Source organism: Microcoleus sp. ARI1-B5 (assembly GCF_036705795.1).
Taxonomy (GTDB): domain Bacteria; phylum Cyanobacteriota; class Cyanobacteriia; order Cyanobacteriales; family Microcoleaceae; genus Microcoleus.
Map to the genome: position 1 here is coordinate 209,047 of NZ_JAUBVK010000007.1, position 21,248 is coordinate 230,294.

The window sequence follows — 21,248 nt, forward strand, 5'->3', positions numbered from 1 at the left end:
CATCGGTTTGACGCTGGGTTACAATAAATTATCGAATAGTTGAAAACTGTAGTGCGCACACAGAGGCATTGCTCTCGATCGGGCGATCGTAGGTAGATGATTGCCAACTTTACCCCATCAGTATACTATATCTATACGAATTAGGAAAAATCATTAACATCGCAGCCTCGCAGCCCTGTTGTTGAACTCTGGCCACAGAAAATATGTATCATAGTTTACGGGACAAAGTGCAAAAGGCGATGCAAGACTTATACACTCTGAGCGCGCCGAAACCCGGTTTCTTCCTAAATATTTGTCCCCAAACCTCTTATTTATCGTAGAAACCTGGTTTATTGCGTAAGTGATAAGATAGCATTTTGCCGAAGAACTCGATCCAAATTACTCGGCATTTTAACCTCCGAAGCAACATTTTTGAGAACTTCTAAATTATACATAAATTTTGTAACGTCTTCACCTACAGAAAATGCTAGAACAAATAGAACAAGCGCAACAAAAATTCAGCGTCCTCGATCGAGTCCCCATCGGATTGTGCGTCATCACTCGCGATTTTACCGTGCTGTTTTGGAACCGCACTCTAGAGCAGTGGACAAAAAGAGTCAAAAAAGAAATAATAGGAACAAACCTAAAAACTCACTTTCCCCAACTCGACGAACCTAAATATCAAACTCGCTTAAAACAAGTATTTAACAATGGCTTGCCCGCCGTATTTTCTCCCCAACTGCACCAGTCGCTGATTTCATCAAATCTACCCAACGGCCAACCGCGAATTCACAACACCAACGTCACTCCCATACCAGCGATTAAAGGAGAAGGTTTTTATGCTTTAATCGCGGTTCAAGATGTTTCCGAAGTGACGCACCGCATCCAAACATACCAGCAAGAAATTAAGCACCGATTAGTAATAGAAGAAGAACTCAAACGCGCCAAAACCGACGCCGAAGCTGCCAACCGAGCCAAAAGTGAATTTTTGGCAATGATGAGCCACGAAATCCGCACGCCGATGAACGGAGTTATCGGCATGACTGAGCTGCTGCTAGACACGCAACTGTCGCCAAACCAGCGCAATTTTGTGAATACAATTCGCACCAGCGGCGATGCTTTGCTGGCAATTATTAACGACATCCTCGACTTTTCTAAGATAGAAGCAGGCAAGCTGGATTTAGAACAAGCACCGTTTAATCTGAGAAACTGTGTCGAAGAAGCTTTAGATTTAGTCGCGATGAAAGCTGCTGAAAAACAGCTTGACTTGGCCTGCGAATTCGATGTCAGCGCCCCCGCTTTCCTGTACGGAGATGTCACCCGACTGCGGCAAATATTGATAAATTTGCTGGGGAATGCTACCAAATTTACCGAAGCAGGAGAAGTGGTAGTTAAAGTAACAGCAAAATTGATTCCCGACACTGCTGGAGAAGTTACGCAAACCAACTCGGTTTCTGAGATAAATCTTGAGTTTGACAGCGAAGCATCCAGTCAAAAACCTGTTTTGAATCTCCCTGAAACACACTCCGGCGCTGCCGATTGTAAATATCTAGAACAATCTGAAATTAGCAATTACGAAATTCAATTTACTGTCAGGGATACAGGCATCGGAATTTCGCCCGATCGCACAAACATACTATTTAGAGCCTTCAGTCAAGTTGACAGTTCCACAACTCGCAAATACGGCGGTACAGGCTTAGGTTTGGCCATCAGCAAACGCCTCAGCGAAATCATGGGCGGCACTATGTGGGTAGAAAGCGAAATCGGCAAAGGTTCTAAATTTTCTTTTAGCATCAAAGCTCAGGCAGCACCAGCTCATGGAGAAATATTAAACCTGAATGCACCGCAGCCTCAACTAGCAGGTTTGCGGCTGCTGCTAGTAGATGATAATGCCACTAACCGCAAAATTCTTACCCTGCAAGCTAAGTCTTGGGGCATGGTTGTCCGCGCTGCAAAATCCGGATTCCAAGCGCTGAAAGTGCTGCAACATGAAACTATGTTTGATTTAGCGATTTTAGACTTTCATATGCCTGGAATGGACGGCATTACTTTAGCCGAAAAAATTCGGGAATTTCCTCAAGGTAAAAATTTACCTTTAATGATTTTGAGTTCTGGCGGCAGGCCATCGACGCGGGAAGTTCAAGGGCGAGTTGAATTCGCAGCTTTTGTATACAAACCAATTAAGCAAGCGCAGCTCCATGAAGTTTTGATCCGCATCCTCGGCGGGGAATGCACCGCAAATCAACCGTGTTTTTCTCAACCTCAATTTACTCCGCAATTAGCCGAAAAATTGCCTTTAAAAATTTTGTTAGTAGACGATGTAGAAGTCAATCAAATGGTGGGCGGGCAGATTTTAAACAAGTTAGGTTACAGTGCAGATTTTGCCAGCAGCGGACAAGCAGCTTTGGATGCTTTGGAGCGTTCAGAATACGATATTGTGTTTATGGATATGCAGATGCCAGAAATGGACGGGCTGGAAACTACCCGCCTCATCCGCCAGCGATTTTCGGTAGATTTTCCCTTAGAAAATAATGGAGAAAAATCAGAAATTTATGCTTCTGAAATTACGGCAATTGATGAGCAATTTAACAATCAAAAATCGCAAATCGCAAATCCCAAATCGACTCGTCCTTGGATTATTGCGATGACGGCTAATGCGATGCAGGGCGATCGCGAACTTTGTTTGGAAGCTGGGATGAATGATTATATCACTAAGCCGGTGCGAGTGCAGGCAATAGTTCAGGCGATCGCTCAGTACGATCGAGAAACCGGGCGATCTAAATTCAATTCTGAGGTGAACAATCCGCAGGCGGCGCCGACAGACTCTTATTCCCAAGCTGGGGCTGCTGGAAACGAGATTAAAAATGTTGCGCCTGCGATCGACGAGATGGCCTTAGCAGAGTTAAAGAATTTAATCGCCCGCGCAGGCGTTTTGATTTCACAAATTGAAGCTGGAACTCAATCGGGAGCGCCAAAAGATCCTCCTAATCTTGGGGAAATTATAGCGGGTACTGGCAATATTCATTTTCCGACTTTACCTGCTGTGACACATCCCAAGTTAGAGGAAGAGAAATCCGAAATTTCACCGCCAGCAGCGCCGGAAAATTATCTACTGGAAACAGCCAAATCAGAAATCGAAGTGCCGCCTCTTGACAGTCAAACTTTTGAAGAATTGAGGGAGTTATTGGGAGAAGAAGCCGAAGAATTTTGGATCGAGCTAGTTGAGAAATTTCGGGAAGTAGCACCGCCAAAATTGCAGGAACTCGCAGATGCTGTCAAGGGCGCGGATGCTCCCGCAATTAAAGCCTCAGCTCACGCTCTTAGAGGTGCTTGTACCACAGTCGGAGCTATGCCTTTGTTTCAATTGTGCGCGCAGCTCGAACAGTTGGCCAGAAATGAAACTCTCGCCGGCTGCGATGTTCTGATGTGCAAAATTGCAGCCGAGTATCAGCGGGTAAAAGCGGCTTTGGCATCTAGTTACTGATAAGCTGTACTGCATTTAAATTGTATATTTCAATGAACTATTCCCCACTCGCCGTGAATCCTCTAACCCTTCTCCCCTTCTTTCCCTCGAACCCTCGAACATAACAGACAATCTAGATGCACAGCACCAAGCGCGACGCGGGACGATCGATCGCCCGCTGCGTTCGATCGCCCGTTTTCCCCAAAATCTTCAACATTTTAGGCCATTTAGCCAATGACAAAACTTTAGACTTTCTGACATAATCTGATACAATTCTCAACAGAATCTCAACAGCAACGCGGCGACTAAATCGCTAACTTTTCAGATACTGCCACCAATTGCTAGTATAAAAAGTTACAGTCGATCCCTTCAGTTGGTGAAAGTTAAGTGTTCGAGGGAGTATGAGATTATACAAGTGTTGAAAATGACCTGTGCATCGATCGAGGGTGAACTTATCTATCTCAACGCAGAAATTAAATCTGCTTCTGGCTTTGAACTTGATGCTATTTTCACAATACTATGATTAGCGCTGACTTTAGAAGAAACTCGCAAACCACACCCAAAATTCTGATCGTCGATGACGAAGCAACCCAGCAGCTATTTACCCGCCGGATCATGGAAAAAGAAGGCTACCGGGTAATTGAGGCATCAAACGGACAAGAATGTTTGGATATTTGTCAAAAAAATCTCCCAGATATTGTCTTATTGGATGCCATGATGCCTGTAATGGACGGCTTTACTTGCTGCGCTCAACTCCAGGCCAATCCCCTAACGCAAAACATCCCGGTGCTGATGATTACAGCACTAGACGACAAAAAATCTGTCAATCAAGCTTTTGAAGTAGGAGCAACAGATTATGTGACGAAGCCCATTCACTGGCCAGTGCTGATTCAGCGAGTGCGGCGCTTGATTCAGCAGTCTCTACTTTACAGGCAGTTGATTGAAAGTCAAGAGAAAACTCAAAAATTATTGCTGAATATTTTACCAGAGTCGATCGCGCGGCGGCTGCAAGAAGAATCAACCCCAGACTTAGTAATTGCGGATCACTTCCCCAATGTCAGCGTCTTATTTGCTGATATGGTAGGCTTTACCAAGCTAGCCTCAGAAATTCCTCCTATTGAATTAATTTTCAAACTAAATTCTATTTTCTCAGAATTTGACAAACTAACCGAGGAATACGGGTTAGAAAAAATTAAGACAATTGGGGACGGCTATATGGTAGCATCTGGATTGCCAATCCTCCGGGACGATCATGCCGACGCGATCGTACAAATGGCCCTAGCCATGCAGCAAGCTATGGCGCGGTTAAACGCGCAAACAAAAGAATTCCACAGCCTGCGAATTGGCATTCACTCCGGGCCTGTGGTTGCAGGGGTCATCGGAACTAAAAAGTTTAGCTACGACCTTTGGGGCGACACCGTAAACACGGCAAGCCGCATGGAACAGTACAGTTTTCCAAGCTGCATTCAAGTGACAGAAGACACCTACAAGCAGTTGTCAAAAAAACATTTGTTTGCTGAAAGGGGAATGATTGATGTTAAAGGCAAAGGTAAGATGAAAACTTACCTGTTAGATTGTTCGGAACATCTCAACAGATATACTGCCTGAATCGTTCATTCAGTTGACAGTTGACAGTTGACAGTTGACCTGTGAGAGCGACCTCTACCTGGCAGGAAGAGGATTGGAGTAATGAATAGTCGGATTTTAATTTCTCAAGGGCGAAAAAGCTTGGGGCTTTAAACCAATTCTTTCTGGTAATGAATAATGGCCAATGGAAAATGTGAAGTCGTACAAAGCGTGTCAACAACCACCTCAAACTTAGTATCAATCTACTGTTTGATGCTGAGGTCTAGATCCCCCCTAGCCCCCCTTAACAAGGGGGGGACAGGAGCATTCTCTTTCGGCAACCCCTACTCCCCTTTTTAAAGGGGGGACAGGAGCCTTCTCAAAGTCCCTCTTCTTAAGGGGGATTTAGGGGGATCGAAACTCGGATATAAACCAGAGATACAAAGGTTTTCAGCCAATTATTGACACCAAGGGAATTCGTATAATACGAAACTATCCATTACCAATTCCCAATTCCCAATTCCCAATTCCCAATTCCCAATTCCCAATTCCCAATTCCCAATTCTCAATTACTAAAGTTAAGGAGCGCGCAAAAATGGGTTTAGTTTTAATTACAGACGATGCAGCATTTTCTCGGCGGATGATTCGCAAAGCTGTCGAAGAAGCCGGACATCAAGTCATAGAAGCAGCCAACGGACAAGAAGGCTTAGATATGGCAGCATCCCAGTCGCCAGACTGCATCATGACAGATTTGTTGATGCCAGAAATGGACGGTTTCGCCCTGCTAAAAGCTCTGCGCGAAAAAGGATCGAAAATTCCAGTAATCGTACTTTCTGCAGATATTCAAGACAGCGCACGGCACAAGTGCGAAGAATTGGGAGCATTTATGATGCTGAAAAAGCCCCCAAAAGCTCCAGACATTCAGGCTGCAATTCAAAAAGCTCTGGATAGCAAATAGGAGATATGAGGTGGAGCTAACAGCAGATGAAATAGATGCTTTGAAGGAGCTGATCAATATAGGCGTGGGAAGTGCCGCTGGAATGTTGAATGAAATGATTCAATTTCCCATCCAGTTGCAGATTCCAGATATTGAGCTTTTATCGGCTCGGGAGCTGCGAAGCGAATTAAAAAAACGCTTCGGTATAGAGCCTCTTTCCACCGTGCAGCTAGGCTTCAGCGGCTCATTTAGCGGCAGCGCCCAGCTACTTTTTCCTACCGACAGTGCGGTGAATTTAGTCTCTGTTCTCACTGGCGAAGAAAAGGGAAGTCCTGACCTTGATTCTCTCAAAATTAGTACCCTCAGCGAGGTGGGGAATATGGTCATTAACGGCGTCATGGGTTCCATTGGCAACATTTTAGACCAACCGTTAGACTATGCGGTTCCCTATTACGCAGAGGAAGAGATTGAGGAATTGCTGTTAAAGGAACAGTCGGTGGATTGCGGCAGCGTACTGTTAGCTCCGGCTCACTTTAGTATTGAAGAACTGCAAATTCAAGGAGACATTCTGCTGTTTTTCGATGTAGGTTCCTTTCAGATGCTGCTGAAGGCGATCGCCGCAGCATCTTAATACCCCTCTCCCGGAGGCTCGCCCAAACCGGGTTCGGACAGCAAGTGCAGAGAATCTGCTACAAAGTGCGATCGGTCTTTTTCCCAGATAAATTGTATAAAATTAGCTAAAACATGGATACACAAAATCAATCAACAGCCTCAGAATCTCCAGACATTGACTCGGATGCCAGCGGGGATTTGGTAGGGACAATAGTTGCAGAAACCGGCGCCAACGGGGTGACAGCAGAGATTGTCAACAACCAGTACCGGCAGCAACTCATTATCGCTCTAGCAGCAGTCAGAGATGGGGACTTTAGCGTTCGTTTGTCGGCTGACAACGGCTGGGGTGAAATTGCCAAAGTATTTAATGAAATGGTGAGTGTCAATGAAAAATTTGCTGAGGAAGTAGAGCGCGTCAGCCAAGCAGTTGCCGAAGAAGGAAAAGTGCCAAAACCAACAGCAATCAAAGAATTTAAAGGTTCTTGGGTTAGCAGTATTGAGGCGGTGAATGCGACGCTAAACAGTTTAGTTGCGCCGACAATAGACATGGCGCGAGTGCTGCACGCTGTAGCTAAAGGCGATTTGTCACAAAAATTTAGCTTAGAATTTGAAGGCAAACCGATCAAAGGATTGTTCCGCCGCATTGGGACTACTCTCAACAAAATGGTAGACCAATTAAATGGTTTTGCCTTAGAAGTAACTCGCGTCGCCCGCGAAGTTGGCAGCGAAGGCAACTTGGGAACCCAAGCACGGGTAGAAGGGCTATCGGGTATTTGGAAAGAACTTACCGAAAGCGTGAACTTGATGGCGGCAAATCTCACCAATCAAGTGCGGAATATTACCAAAGTTGCAACTGCGATTAGTGTCGGCGATTTGAACGAAAAAATTACAGTTGAAGCCGAAGGGGAAATTTTGCAACTGAAAGATACTCTCAATCAAATGGTTGACAGTCTCAACGACTTTGCAAAAGAGGTGACGCGGGTAGCAAAAGAGGTGGGAACTGAGGGCAAACTCGGCGGTCAAGCACAAGTGCACGGAGTGGCTGGTGTCTGGAAAGATTTAACACAAAATGTTAATTTAATGGCGAGCAATCTTACGAGTCAGGTACGCAATATTGCGGAAGTTACTACGGCGGTAGCTCAGGGAGATTTGTCTAAGAAAATTACTGTGGAAGCTGAAGGGGAAATTCTCGAACTGAAGAATACGATTAATGAAATGACTGTTCAGCTTAACGAGTTTGCTTTAGAAGTGACGCGAGTTGCTAGAGAGGTTGGCGTTGAAGGCAAACTGGGAGGTCAAGCAAAAGTTGAGGGTTTGTCGGGTACTTGGCTGAGTTTGGCTGGCAATGTGAATATTATGGCGGCTAATCTTACGGAACAAGTTCGGAGTATTGCGGAAGTTTCTACGGCTGTGGCTAAGGGAGATTTGTCTAAGAAAATTATTGTAGAAGTTCAAGGAGAAGTTCTGGAACTGAAAGATACGCTGAATACAATGGTTGACCAGCTCAATACTTTTGCAGATGAAGTAACGGGGCTGGCCAAACAGGTAGTTGCAGGACAGTTGGGAGGCCAGGCGACAGTACCTGATATCGGCGGTACTTGGAAAGATTTGACGGATAATGTTAATTTGATGGCGGCTAATTTGACTGCTCAGGTACAACAGATTTCCCAAGTGGCGATCGCCGTTAGCAGTGCTTCGGAGGAATTGATTATCGAAAGCCAAAATATGGGGGCTGCGGCTGAAGAAACTTCGGCTCAAGCGGGGACGGTATCTGCGGCGGCGGATTTAGTTAATAGCAATACTCAATCGGTGGCTACTGGTATCGAGGAGATGAATGTGAGTATTAAGGAAATTGCTAAGAATGCTTCGGAAGCTGCGACGGTTGCTAATTCGGCGGTGAGGATGGCCCAAAGTACGAATCAAACTATTACTAAACTCGGCGTTAGCAGTGCAGAAATTGGTAATGTTGTCAAGGTGATTACTTCGATCGCCCAACAAACTAATTTGCTGGCTCTGAATGCTACAATCGAGGCGGCGCGGGCTGGAGAGGCGGGCAAAGGTTTTGCGGTGGTGGCGAATGAGGTGAAGGAGTTGGCGAAACAAACGGCGGCGGCGACTGAGGATATCAGCAAGAAGGTGGAGGCGATTCAAGCTGATACTAAAAGTTCCGTGCAGGCGATCGCCCAAATTACTTCTATTATCAACCAAATCAGCGATTTTCAAACTACGATCGCCAGTGCAGTTGAGGAACAAACGGCTACAACTACCGAAATTGCGCGCAATGTCAATCAAGTTGCGATCGGTTCTTCGGAAATTGCCCGCAATATTACCAGCGTCGCCGATGCAGCGGGAAGTACCGCCACCAGTGCTAGCAATACTCAAAATTCTGCGATCGAACTGTCGAAAACCGCAGCTCAATTGCAAGGACTTGTCAATCAGTTTAAGTATTGACAGTTGACAGTTGACAGTTGACAGTTGACAGTTGACATTAGTCATTAGTCATTAGTCATTAGTCATTAGTCAGCAGCGCGAGCGTCCTCGAAGAGCGAACGTCATTAGTCATTAGTCATTAGTCATTAGTGCTAACTTAACGTCTTATGCAGTACCGGTCTTCTGTCTGGCGATTAAGGTCCAGATCCCCCCTAACCCCCCTTCCCAAGGGGGGGACAAGAAGCTCTCAAAGTGGGTCTTCTTAAGGGGGATTTAGGGGGATCTGGCAAGAGGATAAAAGCCAGATTTTTCAATGGTTTCAGGCTTAAGTTGACACTAATGCACACCCTACATGGGACTAGAAACCAGTTAAAGATGAAGCAAAAGTCAATTAGCAGGATATCGAAATGTTAACCGAGACACGCCACCGATTTTATACTCCAGAGGAGTATCGGCAGTTAGAAAAAACTGCTGAATTCAGAAGTGAATATCGCGATGGAGCAATTGTATCAATGACGGGAGGCACGATTAATCACAACCGGATAACAGGCAATATCTATGCCTTCTTGAAATATGCTTTGCGGGGAAATAATGCCGAAGCATTTATGAACGATTTGCGGTTGTGGATTCCTCGACATCGCCGGGGAACTTACCCCGAGGTCATGGTAATTTCTGGACAACCAGTTTTTAGCGAAGGACGTAAAGATGAAATCCTCAATCCTGTGCTGATTGTGGAAGTGCTTTCTAACTCTACAGAAGATTTTGATAGAGAGAACAAGTTTCGCTTTTATCGATCTATTCCTGAGTTACGCGAGTATATTTTAGTCGATCAATATGAGTTTTTGGTTGAGCAGTATATTAAGAATGAATCAGGACAATGGTTATTTCAGGAGTATCAGGGAGAAACCTCTACAGTTTCCTTTGCTTCTGTGGGAGTACAAATGTCTGTGAGCGATATTTATGAAGCCGTTGTATTCGAGACGGAGGAGACGGAATAACATCAACATCCACGGTAAAGTTAAGGTACACATTGCGAACCCTACACGATTAGTCCAAGACTGCTTAAAATTAATTCCCCATTACCAATTCCCAATTCCCAATTCTCAATTCCATAAAATGAAAACCTACTCAAAACCCATTTCTTTAATTCTGATTGGAGGCTTTTCGGATTCAGAAAATCAGAGATTGCGCGAAACTTTAAAAGCAGACGAATATGTATTTGCCGCAGCTACCGATTTATACAATTGCTTAGATATCGCTGAGTGCCACCATCCCAAAGCTGTCATCCTAGATTTTGCAGCCATAGAACACAATTATTTAGCGATCGTCCAATTCTTGCAGTTGTTAGAAATACCCACGATCGTGCTCAGCGACGACTTAGCAAAAAATATGATTCAGTATTTGTCGCTAGCAGGAATATTCGCCACTCTCAAAAAAACTAACAATGAATTAGAATTGCGGCGCACCGTGGCAATTGCTGCCTACCCAAACGGTGGCGGTGCAATTGATTCCCACAGTCAAATGCGGAATTTCAACTTAGGCAAGCTCGAAACAGGAAAACACACTAAATTACAGGATGTTGTCAACAAAGCTATCGGCACAGCAGTTTCTCAGATGAGCGAAATGATCGACTGTGAGGTAGAATTTGAAATGCCTTCATCTCAAGCGCTGTCCCCGCTATTTTTGCAACAAAACTTGATTCAAACCTTGGGAAAAAACCTAGTAGCTGTAGCGCAAATTGATTTTAACGGCAATTTATCCGGTTCGGCTCAGATGTTGTTTTCCTGCGAGGCTGCTGATGCTCTTGTTTTAGCTCTCAACGGTGGCGGCGATGTCGCCAGCGAGGAATTCAAGCAAGATAAAGCCGACATCATGGGGGAAATTGGCAATTTAGCTATTAGCGGTATCGTTGGCACGTTTAGCAATACATTAAAATACAATCTCGGTTATGTAGTTCCCCACTATATAGAAGGTTCGGCAGATGAAATTTTTAGCGCTATGAATTTTAATATGAGGTCAACAATTATACTGTTTGTGTCTCATTTCAAAATTATTGATGTTCGCGTAGACGGCGATTTTATTCTGTTTTTTCAAGCTCGCTTACTGCTCGATTTGTTATTTCGAGTTTAATCCAAAATGCCCAGAATTAAGATTTTAATTGTTGATGATTCGGTAGTGGTGCGCCGATTGTTAAGTAACGTACTCGACGGCGATGCAGCACTGGAAGTTGTGGGGACTGCACCCAACGGTAAAATTGCTTTAGCCAAGATTTCTCAGGTGAATCCTGATTTGATTGTGCTGGATGTGGAAATGCCGGAAATGGACGGTTTGGAGACGCTGGCGGCAATCCGAAAACTTGACGGGAATATTCCTGTAATTATGTTTAGCGCGCTCACAGAGTTGGGCGCTGTTGCTACTTTAAATGCTCTGGCGCTGGGTGCTACGGATTACGTGACTAAGCCTCACAATATGAAGAGCAAGGAAGCGGCGCTAGAGCACATCCGCGAGCAATTGATTCCGAAAATTAAGGCTTTTTGCACTGGCGGCAAGAGGCCTAATTTGGGGAATATTGCAGTGCCCCAAAAGCAGAATGTTGCTACTACACAATCGCCAAGCCAACCGCGTTTAATTTCGTCGAATTCAGCGGTAAATTTTAAATCAAAAGTCGAAATTGTGGCGGTTGGGGTTTCGACGGGTGGGCCAAATGCTTTGGAAATTATTTTGCAGGATTTGCCGGCTAATTTCCCTGTACCAATTGTAATTGTGCAGCATATGCCTCCGGTTTTTACGAAGCGTTTGGCCGATCGACTGACCGAAAAGTGCAAAATTAGAGTGGAGGAAGCTGTGACGGGAGGTATTGTCGAGCCTGGGCGGGCTTGGATAGCGCCCGGTGATTACCACATGGTGCTGGAAAAACAGGGCTTTGGGGCGCGAATTCGCACGCATCAAGAGGCGCGGGAAAATTCTTGCCGCCCTGCGGTTGACGTGCTGTTTCGATCGGCTGCTAAGATTTACGGTGCTGGGGTTTTGGGTGTGGTGCTGACTGGAATGGGGCAGGATGGGCTGCTGGGCTGTCAGAATATTCGGGAGGCTGGGGGTAAGATTATCGTTCAAGATGAGGCTAGCAGCGTTGTCTGGGGGATGCCGGGAAGTGTGGTTAATTCTGGTTTTGCCGATCGAGTGGTATCCTTGCAAGATATGGCTGCCGAAATTATCGATCGAGTTAGTTGACAGTTGACAGTTGACAGTTGACAGTTGACAGTTGACAGTTGTTATTTGTTATTTGTTATTTGTTATTGTAAGTCCCTGTGCCTTGTTGCCTGATTGCTTCTAGTTCCAATGCCCTGTTTGGCCGATGCCCTGTTTGGCCGATGCCCTGTTTGGCCAATGCCCTGTTTGGCCGATGCCCAATTCCCAATTCCCAATTCCCAATTCCCAATGTCTCGACCAACATTATATATTGCCATCACGAATCACGGATTCGGTCACGCTGTCCGAGTTTCTTCAGTAGCTGCCAAAATTCAAGAATTAAATCCAGATATTTTACTAATTATCACCACAACAGCACCTCGCTGGCTGCTAGAATGTTATATTACTGGCGATTTTATCCTCCGTCCCCGCGCTTTTGATGTCGGAGTCGTGCAAGCTGACAGTTTGCATATGGATAAAGAGGCGACGCTGGAAAAATTGCGGGAAATTCGGAAAAACCAAAATTCGATTATTGCCGGCGAAGTGAATTTTATTAAGCAAAATCGGGTGGGTTTGGTGCTGGCAGATATTCCTCCTTTGGCAACGCGAATGGCAGCAGCGGCTGGGGTTCCTTGCTGGATGATGAGCAATTTTGGGTGGGATTTTATCTATCGAGATTGGGGCGGGGAGTTTGACGAAATGGCGGATTGGATTGGTGAATGCTTCGGAAAGTGCGATCGGCTTTTTCGTCTGCCTTTGCACGAACCGATGCCAGCTTTCCCAAATATTCAAGATGTCGGGTTGACTGGCGGCAATCCTCGCTACAGTAACGCTCAAATTAGAGAAGTATTCGGAATCGAAACACCGCTGGAAAAAACTGTATTGCTGACTTTTGGCGGACTGGGTTTAGAGGAAATTCCTTATCAAAATCTACAGCAATTTAGCGACTGGCAATTTATTACTTTTGATGCGGGAGCTCCCGATTTGCCGAATTTGATTAAAGTCAAAAATCAGGAGTTTGCAAAATCTTTCCCAATTTTACCGCGACCGGTTGATATGATGCCTGTCTGCGGGCGCTTGGTTTCTAAACCGGGATACAGCACTTTTTCGGAAGCTTTGCGCTTGGAAATACCTGTTGTTTCTATTATGAGAGATGGTTTTGCGGAAGCTGCGGTGTTGTTGGAATGGCTTGAAAATTATGCGGAACATCAAGTTGTGACGGCGGCGGAGTTTTTTGAGGGGGATTGGGGGTTTTTGCACAAGCCGCTGCACCCGCCGCGTTTGTCGGATAAGTTGGATAAAAATGGTACGGAGGATCTCGCCCAAGCTGTTGTAGACTATTTTAAAGATGAGGATTAGGACGACGGTGATTGAATAGTTTTGCAAACAATCTCATCCAAAATCTCAAGTCTAAAATCTAAAATCGAGTGACGGCGATTGAAATCGCGCCTACACAAACAATGTCGGCCTCCGCCGACTCAAGAGTTTACAAGAGTCTCAGGCACAATCCACAATTCACAATTCAAAATCTAAAATCTAAAATCTAAAATCTAAAATCGAATGCTTCATCACCAGGAAATACTCAAAATTAAAACTACAGGCAAGTCTCTGTACAATATCAGTCTTAAGATAGAAGATGTGGTAGCGAATTCGGGTATTAAAACGGGACTTTGTAGCTTGTTTTTGCGCCACACTTCTGCTAGCTTGGTGATTCAAGAAAATGCTGACCCGGATGTACTGACGGATTTGGCTAATTTTTTGGCTAAACTTGTACCGGAGGGCGCGAGTTACATTCACGATGCGGAAGGCCCAGACGATATGCCGGCGCACATTCGCACTGCGCTGACTCATACTTCCGAACAAATCCCGATCGCACGCGGTAGATTATTGTTAGGAACTTGGCAGGGAATTTATCTCTGGGAACACCGCCAGCGGGGCCACATTCGCGAATTGGTTGTTCATGTCAGCGGCGTTTGATCGGAATTTGTACCTCGCTGATTTTAGTTGCTTCGGGCGTCATCGGCGAGTTGTAAAAAAAGCGGCGCGGCGGCCCGACTATTTCGTATTCGGGATGTTCTTGAAGCCAATCTTTGAGTTTCTGGAGGTTATTTTCGTAGCTTTCCCAAGTGTAGGCGCCGCCCACGCCGATGCTGACAACTGTCATCGGTGAAGTATCCGTGACTTCCACAGCAGAGTTAACGCTGCTTGGGGCGATATTTGGTGCGGGATACAGGAACGAAACGAATGCCACAGGAACTGCATCGATTTGCCCGGAAGTTTCTGTGTAGCGCGCTTCTACTGGCGTTGTCATCGCAATTTGGTTGTTGCTGATGTATTCAAATAATGTCCGCTGTTGCTGAAAACGCTCGGAAAATTGAATTTGTCGCAGACGCGACTGGATTTGAACCGTTGCTCGAATCTGAGCAACTTCCAGTTTGTTTTAGTATTTACGAAGGTCACAAAGGTTTTGGAAAAAAAGAGCCTAAAAAGATTAACATATCAAAGGCCAAGACAGACGCAGAGGTTGAAAAGATACTAGGCACAATGTTAAACCCAAGTTTAGTGCCGATTGTTAAGTGGAAGTTCAGACCGGGAGAAATTTCAATAAAGGAGGCGCTAGAACGTGGCTAAATCAAGTAAAAGTGCATCGGGCAAGAAAAGCACAAGCGTCCCCGGTGGCAGTAGTGGTGACAGCAACAAAGGAAGTACGGAGCGAGATAAAGCAGGAGCCACTAAAGGTGCAATTCGAGAGGAATTTCTCAGAAAAAAAGATGAACTACTCAAACTAAAATCATTAGACATTTTTCTTGTAAAAGATGCCATGGGCATTAATCCTAAAAAAAGTGACATGAAACCAGAACTAAAAGAGATAATTAAACGCCTTAAACTAAAAAACTCAAAGCTGGTTTAATAGTGTATTTCTGAGTCAAGCCGCCCCACTTGGGCGGCTACTTGTAAAAATGGACTCAAAAGAACTGAGATAAGCCACTATTCTTAAATATTTTGTATAAAACTATACATTAACTTTCGGTTCAACCGTATAAGCCGTAGTTTTTGGAATTGAGATAAACGAAGCGTGTTATATTTGATACGTCAGCAAAATGCGTAAGGACGGTTAAAATGAACGTTTGGAGCCTGATTATTGAGCTTTTCAGAGCGCTTGTAGAACGTGACTCAATTCTTTCTGAAAGAATTGCAAAACTCGAAGAAGAGAACGGACTGGACGTAACAGAAGAAAGCGCCACTCAGTCGCAGTTGCAAGAGCTAGTATCTAAACTATCCGAACAGACCGTTCCACCTGCGGTATAAAGTTTGTTGGTTTACCGATTAAGGGTTTAGTTTTCCCCGGCATAACAGCCGGGTTTTTGTTTGCCTACTTACTTTCATTTCTGAGTCAAGCCGCCCAACGTAGCCGCCCAAGTAGGGCGGCTTGACTCAGAAATACACTTAAATACAAGGAAGCCAAGAGAAACTTTCCGCTTCATTCACACTATGCACACGACGTGACCGAAACATTTTGACTTCCGTGCCGGCGCTCGGGCAATAAAAAACCGCCCCGGTGGTCGGTGAGGGAGAGGGTAGGTTAAACTTCGGTTATTTCATCAGCCTCACTTACCCCTAGGTAGTGTCGCAATATTACATCGACACTATTGCCACAAGCTGTAGCTATGTGAAGTAGTGCATTATTGTTGTGCTTGTTCGCATGAGCGGTAAGAGTGATGTAAGTATGCCTGGTATGATACTGGGGCAAATAGCCTGAAATTTTACCTTCATCCACTAACCGAGCAACGATACCAGGATAGTAATACTTCTTCCTAGTTCCATCAGCGAGAATCTTTGTACTCTTTCTGCCCAGCCAAATATCTCTGATAGAAGTTGACGAAATAAACTTCCTTTTCTGACTAGGAAAAACTAAGTGATCTAGGTTTTTAGCCTTTAACTCGTGTAGCAACTCTTTTAGTCGCAATGCTTTGTTGAAATAGAAAAGCCGTATTTCACCAGTTTTCGTGTCTTTGACCTTGTTTGTTGATTGCCCCAGTGATTTGTTGAACCGAATTATACTGCGAGTAAAATCGATATCCTTCCAGGTTAATGCCAGCGCTTCAGAAGTACGACAGCCTGTCAAAAAGTAGAACTCAATTAACGGTGCATACATCTTTGTCGCTACAGAATCGGACTCATAGAATGCCTTGATAATGATGTCTCGCTCCTCCTTGGTAAATGCACGTCGGTCTTCTTCCAGTTTTTTTTCATCTAATACCTCATGCCATTCTTTTTCCTCCCCGTTGACGACTTTAGAAGCATACTTTTGTTGAGTTGTAACAGCCGGTGTACTGAATTTGTCAAAAACAAAAGGACTTTCTGTAGTTGAATTAATCAGTATCCCTTTTGATTTGCAAAACTCAAAAGCTTTGTTTAGCTCGCTTAGAAGATACGCTTTTGAACGAATTGATATCGCGTTTAACGCCAATTGAATCTCTAATTTATCATCACATTTGAATAATGATAAATCTAGATTGTTTTGCGAGTGTTTGCCTAAAGACCTATCCCATACCAACCCTTTGAGTGCATTAGAAAATACTCCGAAAGTCACTTTAAAAGTAGTCTCTTCAACTACAGTTTTTTTCCACTCCAGATACGCTTCCCACATCTCCCCAACGGTGATTTCAGGTTCTGACTGTTTAGCGCCTGGTAGTTGGAGTACATCTGCTAACTTTGCGTATTTGCCACCACCCAAGCCGTACTTAGCAAGGGTAAGGTCAAACAGTTTCTCCCACTCTGGGTGGTCAAGGTCGGCTTCAATTGCGATCGCTAATTGGGTTGCTCGCTTCCAATCCTCCGGGTTGTCCTTGTAGCCGTACTTGCCTATTCCTAGGCACTTTGGCTTGCCGTTAAGCGATTTACCGTCCAATTGTTCCCACAGTGGGTTATGGCGCTTAGGAAAGCGTAACGCTAAAGAACCCTTGTCAGAGTAAACGGTTACATCACACGGTTGGGGACGCTTATCGACTCTCATGGTTGTTTCTCCTGAAACTATTGTTTTATCAAGGTTCTAGTTTTCTAGACAGTTTCTAGACTTTTGATCGAGTCTGCATTTCCTGACCAAGCCGCCCAAGTAGGGCGGCTACGTTGGGCGGCTTGACTTAGAACACTATAACATGGTTGTTGCTGATGGTTGACAATAAGGGATTGAATGCAATTCCTGTCGCTTGTCGCAAATCGCCCGCGTGGGTGTAGGTGACAGCGCGGTACTGAGGATATTGCTTAACTTCTATGACGCCAATCTGTGCGGGATCGGGGAATCCACTAGGTAATGCCATTTGAGATTTTATATTTGAGATTTTACACTAAAGAATGAGGAAAGATTTACTGCACAACGGTTTGGAACTTGCTTGCAGTTGCATTGCTTGTGGCAACTGTTATAAATAGGCTGAGATTGTTTGCAGACGATCGATCGACTGTCACAACCAGTTTACCAGTTATTCAGGGCGCTGCTAACTGTCGATCGCCTAGAATTAGTTAGAGATTTATTAATTAACCTCGTAATAATACGGACGGCCCTCAGCAAGCAAAGAAACATTAATCTAGTTGTCCTTGAAAAATTAGCGTTTTTCAGGGGCGTCTGCTATTTTTGTCGGAAAATATGCGGCTGTTGTGCCGATCGAGCTGTGCGTTTTCAGTTATTGCCACGGTTATCGCGTTCAGCAACGCCGGTCTATTATACCGCTTTCAGGGAATGACGTATGAAAAAGATTCTAGTGATTGAGGACGACCAAGTAATTCGGGAGAATATTCTCAAACTCCTCAAAGCGGAAGGTTTCGACGTGACCGGTGCAGAAAATGGATCGCAAGGTTTATATGCGGCGGTGTCAAATCTTCCCGACGTGATTATTTGCGACGTGATGATGCCGGAACTTGACGGGTACGGGGTGCTGGCGGCCTTGCGATCGCATCCTGTTACTGCTACAGTACCTTTTGTTTTTCTCACCGGTAAAGCCGATCGATCCGAAGTGCGGCAAGGCATGGAATTGGGAGCAGATGATTACCTGACTAAACCTTTTACTAAAGCTGAGCTTGTGGGCGCGGTATCGAGCCGCTTGAAAAAACAAGCAGCTTTGGCCCAACAGCAGCATTATTTGCGATCGCAAAGCAGCGAATTACTTCAAGAAGCCGCCGATAAATTAGAGCAGATCAAAACAAGTTTGTGCGACGCCTTGGAACGAGAAGAATTCCAAGTTTACTATCAGCCGCAGGTCAATGTCCAGACTGGTCAAATTATGAGTGCAGAAGCTTTAGTGCGCTGGCTGCATCCAGAAAAAGGGCTGATTTCGCCCGCACAATTTATTCCAGATGCCGAAGAAACTGGTTTCATCGTACAATTAGGTGAGTGGGTTTTGCAGACAGCTTGCAGGCAAATGCGGGTTTGGCAAAATGCTGGTTTTTCGGAGCTGCGGGTAGCGGTGAATCTGTCGCCGCGCCAATTTTACCAGGCGGATCTCAGCAGCAGAGTTGCCGAAATTTTAGGAGAAATTGGTTTGGAACCGAGCTGTTTGGAATTAGAGCTGACAGAAAGTATGATGGTGGAGGATGCCGAAAGTGCGATCGCTACTTTGCAGCAATTGAAAGATTTAGGAGTTTCTATATCTATTGACGATTTCGGCACAGGCTATTCTTCCCTAAGCTATCTGACACAATACCCCTTCGATGTTTTAAAAATCGATCGCTGTTTTATCAGCAACATCACCGACGGTTGCACAAATGCAGCGATTGTGAAAGCGATTATTGAAATGGCTCACAGTCTCTGTCTAGAAGTAATTGCCGAAGGAGTTGAGACGGAAGCAGAAAAAGATTTTCTCTGGCGCTACGAGTGCGATGCCATGCAAGGATATTTGTTCAGTCCTCCTTTGTCGGCAGCGGATTTTGAACAGTTGTTGGTCGAAGGCAAATAGAATATCGGTTAAGTCAATATTTGTCCTATAATTAAGTTCGTTCGGGGTGGAATATGGTTTTAGAATCCAGCAGTAACGTTGACTCACTCAAATCAAGCACTAAGAAAAATAAGGATGTTTACATAGCTCTTAAACTAGCTCTAGTGATAGTGTTTTTAGCTATTTTGTCCAAATTTTTTGTGATTGTAAACGCCGGAGAACGGGGCGTGCTGATGCAGTTTGGTAAAGTGCAAGAACAGGTACTCGGAGAAGGAATTCACGTAATAGTCCCCACAGTTTATACTGTAAAAAAGTTGAGCGTCAGGGTACAAAAACAGGAAAGTTCCGCTGAAGCTTCCTCAAAAGATTTGCAAGATGTTTTCACGGATGTAGCGCTAAACTGGCACATTATCCCAGAAGAAGCTAATGCTATTTTTCAACAAATAGGTGACGAAAAAGAAGTCGTCGATCGCATTATCGCTCCGGCAGTTGAAGAAGTATTAAAAGCAGTTATGGCAAAATACACGGCTGAAGAAATTATTACTAAACGCGGAGAAGTTAAAGCAGCAGTTGATGAGTTTTTAACCTTGAGGCTGGTTACATATCACATTGCTGTTGACGATATTTCTTTAGTACACGTTCACTTTTCTGAGCGGTTTAGCGATGCGGTGGAGGCGAAACAAATTGCCGAACAGGAGGCAAAAACAGGGGAGTTTTTAGCGCTGAAGGCAGTAAAAGAGGCCGATGCTAAGATAAATTTAGCCAAGGGAGAAGCCGAAGTGCAAAGGTTGCTGCGGGACAATTTGACTCCGGAACTTTTGGAAAGGCAGGCTATAGAAAAATGGAATGGGAATTTGCCGCTGATTGTTGGTGATGGGGGTAAAAATTTATTGGACTTGAGGAAATTGGTTGAGAGATAACAGCCCTGGACGCCTCAGCCCAAAGAAACCGGGTTTTTTACCTAATCTGTGACCTACAACGAAGGATTTTCGGAAAAAAACCCGGTTTCTGACCATCGGTGCACAAGTCCCGTACAAAAATACACGGCGTTTAGCTTTTTATGTCGGTAAAAAAACTGGTTTCTTGAGTATTGGTGCGTAAGTCCTGAATTACCAATTACCAGCACCTTGAGTTAATATCTGTTCAAAAGCTTTAGTAATTCCAGTTTGAAAACGCTGTCGGTGCTTCAGTTTTAAAACAGGTTTAATTATTTCCAAACATAGATTAGAACTTGGTTGGCTATCTATAATTTTAATCGATCGCAGTGTAGATAGCTGCAATTCTTTTTTTACCATCAATTCAGGAATAGCCGCTGCACCTGGGCCGCTTTCGACCACTGCTTTTACCATTTCACTGCTGTTCAAAACTAAAGTTACATTCAATTCATCGGGATTAATGCCCCAACTTTGCAAAGCTTGTTCCAACATTTGCTGAACTCCAGAACCAGCTTCTCGCATCACCCAATCCGTTTTCACAATTTCCGTTAAACTCACCTCTGCACGTTCAAACCAAGGGTGAGATTGACCAACTACAATCAGCAAGCGTTCGCTGCCTACAACTTCTTCCTCCAGAATCTTCTTAAGCGAAGCTTTGATATCTCCCGTCACTAAACCCAAATCAAATGTTCCCGTCGCCGTCCCCGCACAAATTTCTTCGGCATTTGCCAGAGTACAATTCACGGAAATACCAGGATATTGCTGTTTGAACTTGCTAAGTTTATCAGGCAACCAATAATTGCCAATGGTCAGACTGCAACCCAAGTTTAAATCGCCTCGCTGCAAGTCGTTCAACTCCCGCAAACCTCTCTCAGTCAAAGCAACTTGGTCGAGAATTTTCTGAGTTTCAACTTGCAGCAACTTCCCAGCATCTGTGATTTCGATGCGGCGGCCGATGCGGTGAAATAGTTTTACTCCGTATTGCGCCTCTAAGCTTTGGATTGCCGCACTGACAGCGGGTTGAGTGATGTAAAGTTCTTCCGCCGCGCGGCTGAAGTGCAGGTGTTCCGCCACAGCTAGAAAAACTCGCAGTTGGTCAAGTGTCATTCCGGCCATTCTGAGGGTCCCTTTACTAAATACAGTTATTTTTTGAGATGAAAATCTCTGGCGGCTAAGCTTTGACCTGAACTTTTCGATCGACTCTCTGG

At 44.7% G+C, this 21,248-nt stretch carries 20 protein-coding genes; 16 read left to right on the forward strand and 4 right to left on the reverse strand.

Annotated elements, in window-relative coordinates; genetic code table 11:
• Nucleotides 1–463 precede the first annotated feature (463 nt).
• From QUB63_RS13970 to QUB63_RS14020, 11 genes are all read left to right on the forward strand, one after another.
• A complete protein-coding gene (locus QUB63_RS13970) occupies nucleotides 464–3,463 on the forward strand; it encodes a response regulator (RefSeq protein WP_332945852.1) in 3,000 nt (999 codons plus the stop codon).
• A 116-nt stretch (nucleotides 3,464–3,579) separates the two neighbouring features.
• A complete protein-coding gene (locus QUB63_RS13975; protein WP_332945853.1) occupies nucleotides 3,580–3,705 on the forward strand; it encodes a hypothetical protein in 126 nt (41 codons plus the stop codon).
• Between the two features lie 256 nt (nucleotides 3,706–3,961).
• Entirely contained in the window at nucleotides 3,962–5,050 is a 1,089-nt protein-coding gene (locus QUB63_RS13980; RefSeq protein WP_332945854.1) for an adenylate/guanylate cyclase domain-containing protein, read from the forward strand.
• Nucleotides 5,051–5,603: 553 nt separating this feature from the next.
• Entirely contained in the window at nucleotides 5,604–5,966 is a 363-nt protein-coding gene (locus QUB63_RS13985) for a response regulator (RefSeq protein WP_332945855.1), read from the forward strand.
• Nucleotides 5,967–5,976: 10 nt separating this feature from the next.
• Entirely contained in the window at nucleotides 5,977–6,576 is a 600-nt protein-coding gene (locus QUB63_RS13990) for a chemotaxis protein CheC (protein ID WP_332945856.1), read from the forward strand.
• 113 nt (nucleotides 6,577–6,689) lie between these two features.
• Nucleotides 6,690–9,008, forward strand: a complete 2,319-nt coding sequence (locus tag QUB63_RS13995; protein WP_332945857.1) for a methyl-accepting chemotaxis protein — start codon at nucleotides 6,690–6,692, stop codon at nucleotides 9,006–9,008.
• A 386-nt stretch (nucleotides 9,009–9,394) separates the two neighbouring features.
• Nucleotides 9,395–9,985: a Uma2 family endonuclease gene (locus QUB63_RS14000; protein ID WP_332945858.1), complete on the forward strand. Its 591-nt coding sequence runs from the start codon at nucleotides 9,395–9,397 to the stop codon at nucleotides 9,983–9,985.
• 118 nt (nucleotides 9,986–10,103) lie between these two features.
• The gene (locus QUB63_RS14005; protein WP_332945859.1) at nucleotides 10,104–11,117 is read left to right on the forward strand and encodes a hypothetical protein; all 1,014 of its coding nucleotides are present in this window, start codon (nucleotides 10,104–10,106) and stop codon (nucleotides 11,115–11,117) included.
• Between the two features lie 6 nt (nucleotides 11,118–11,123).
• The gene (locus QUB63_RS14010; RefSeq protein WP_332945860.1) at nucleotides 11,124–12,218 is read left to right on the forward strand and encodes a protein-glutamate methylesterase/protein-glutamine glutaminase; all 1,095 of its coding nucleotides are present in this window, start codon (nucleotides 11,124–11,126) and stop codon (nucleotides 12,216–12,218) included.
• Between the two features lie 207 nt (nucleotides 12,219–12,425).
• Nucleotides 12,426–13,535 carry a glycosyl transferase gene (locus tag QUB63_RS14015; protein WP_332945861.1) on the forward strand — a complete coding sequence of 370 codons (1,110 nt, stop codon included), beginning with the start codon at nucleotides 12,426–12,428 and terminating at the stop codon, nucleotides 13,533–13,535.
• A gap of 201 nt (nucleotides 13,536–13,736) precedes the next feature.
• Nucleotides 13,737–14,153 carry a secondary thiamine-phosphate synthase enzyme YjbQ gene (locus tag QUB63_RS14020; RefSeq protein ID WP_332945862.1) on the forward strand — a complete coding sequence of 139 codons (417 nt, stop codon included), beginning with the start codon at nucleotides 13,737–13,739 and terminating at the stop codon, nucleotides 14,151–14,153.
• Here QUB63_RS14020 and QUB63_RS14025 read toward each other — a convergent pair.
• A complete protein-coding gene (locus QUB63_RS14025) occupies nucleotides 14,140–14,577 on the reverse strand; it encodes a heme-binding protein (RefSeq protein ID WP_332945944.1) in 438 nt (145 codons plus the stop codon). The genes QUB63_RS14020 and QUB63_RS14025 overlap by 14 nt on opposite strands.
• Between QUB63_RS14025 and QUB63_RS14030 the strand changes: the two genes are divergently transcribed.
• The 3 genes from QUB63_RS14030 to QUB63_RS14040 all read left to right on the forward strand — a co-directional run bounded on the left by QUB63_RS14030 (nucleotide 14,520) and on the right by QUB63_RS14040 (nucleotide 15,485).
• Nucleotides 14,520–14,807: a hypothetical protein gene (locus QUB63_RS14030; protein ID WP_332945863.1), complete on the forward strand. Its 288-nt coding sequence runs from the start codon at nucleotides 14,520–14,522 to the stop codon at nucleotides 14,805–14,807. The genes QUB63_RS14025 and QUB63_RS14030 overlap by 58 nt on opposite strands.
• Entirely contained in the window at nucleotides 14,800–15,087 is a 288-nt protein-coding gene (locus tag QUB63_RS14035) for a hypothetical protein (RefSeq protein WP_332945864.1), read from the forward strand. The genes QUB63_RS14030 and QUB63_RS14035 overlap by 8 nt, the downstream gene beginning before the upstream one ends.
• A gap of 209 nt (nucleotides 15,088–15,296) precedes the next feature.
• Nucleotides 15,297–15,485 carry a hypothetical protein gene (locus QUB63_RS14040; protein WP_332945865.1) on the forward strand — a complete coding sequence of 63 codons (189 nt, stop codon included), beginning with the start codon at nucleotides 15,297–15,299 and terminating at the stop codon, nucleotides 15,483–15,485.
• Between the two features lie 274 nt (nucleotides 15,486–15,759).
• Here the strand turns inward: QUB63_RS14040 and QUB63_RS14045 are convergent, their stop codons facing one another.
• Both QUB63_RS14045 and QUB63_RS14050 read right to left on the reverse strand, forming a co-directional pair.
• Entirely contained in the window at nucleotides 15,760–17,193 is a 1,434-nt protein-coding gene (locus tag QUB63_RS14045) for a tyrosine-type recombinase/integrase (RefSeq protein WP_332945866.1), read from the reverse strand.
• Nucleotides 17,194–17,320: 127 nt separating this feature from the next.
• Nucleotides 17,321–17,497: a hypothetical protein gene (locus tag QUB63_RS14050; protein WP_332945867.1), complete on the reverse strand. Its 177-nt coding sequence runs from the start codon at nucleotides 17,495–17,497 to the stop codon at nucleotides 17,321–17,323.
• 423 nt (nucleotides 17,498–17,920) lie between these two features.
• Here QUB63_RS14050 and QUB63_RS14055 point away from each other — a divergent pair, with 423 nt between their 5' ends.
• Together QUB63_RS14055 and QUB63_RS14060 are read left to right on the forward strand one after the other, a co-directional pair.
• Nucleotides 17,921–19,126 carry an EAL domain-containing response regulator gene (locus QUB63_RS14055; protein WP_332945868.1) on the forward strand — a complete coding sequence of 402 codons (1,206 nt, stop codon included), beginning with the start codon at nucleotides 17,921–17,923 and terminating at the stop codon, nucleotides 19,124–19,126.
• Between the two features lie 179 nt (nucleotides 19,127–19,305).
• Nucleotides 19,306–20,025: a prohibitin family protein gene (locus QUB63_RS14060; protein ID WP_332945869.1), complete on the forward strand. Its 720-nt coding sequence runs from the start codon at nucleotides 19,306–19,308 to the stop codon at nucleotides 20,023–20,025.
• A gap of 189 nt (nucleotides 20,026–20,214) precedes the next feature.
• Here the strand turns inward: QUB63_RS14060 and QUB63_RS14065 are convergent, their stop codons facing one another.
• Nucleotides 20,215–21,147, reverse strand: a complete 933-nt coding sequence (locus tag QUB63_RS14065) for a LysR family transcriptional regulator (protein ID WP_332945870.1) — start codon at nucleotides 21,145–21,147, stop codon at nucleotides 20,215–20,217.
• Nucleotides 21,148–21,248 lie beyond the last annotated feature (101 nt).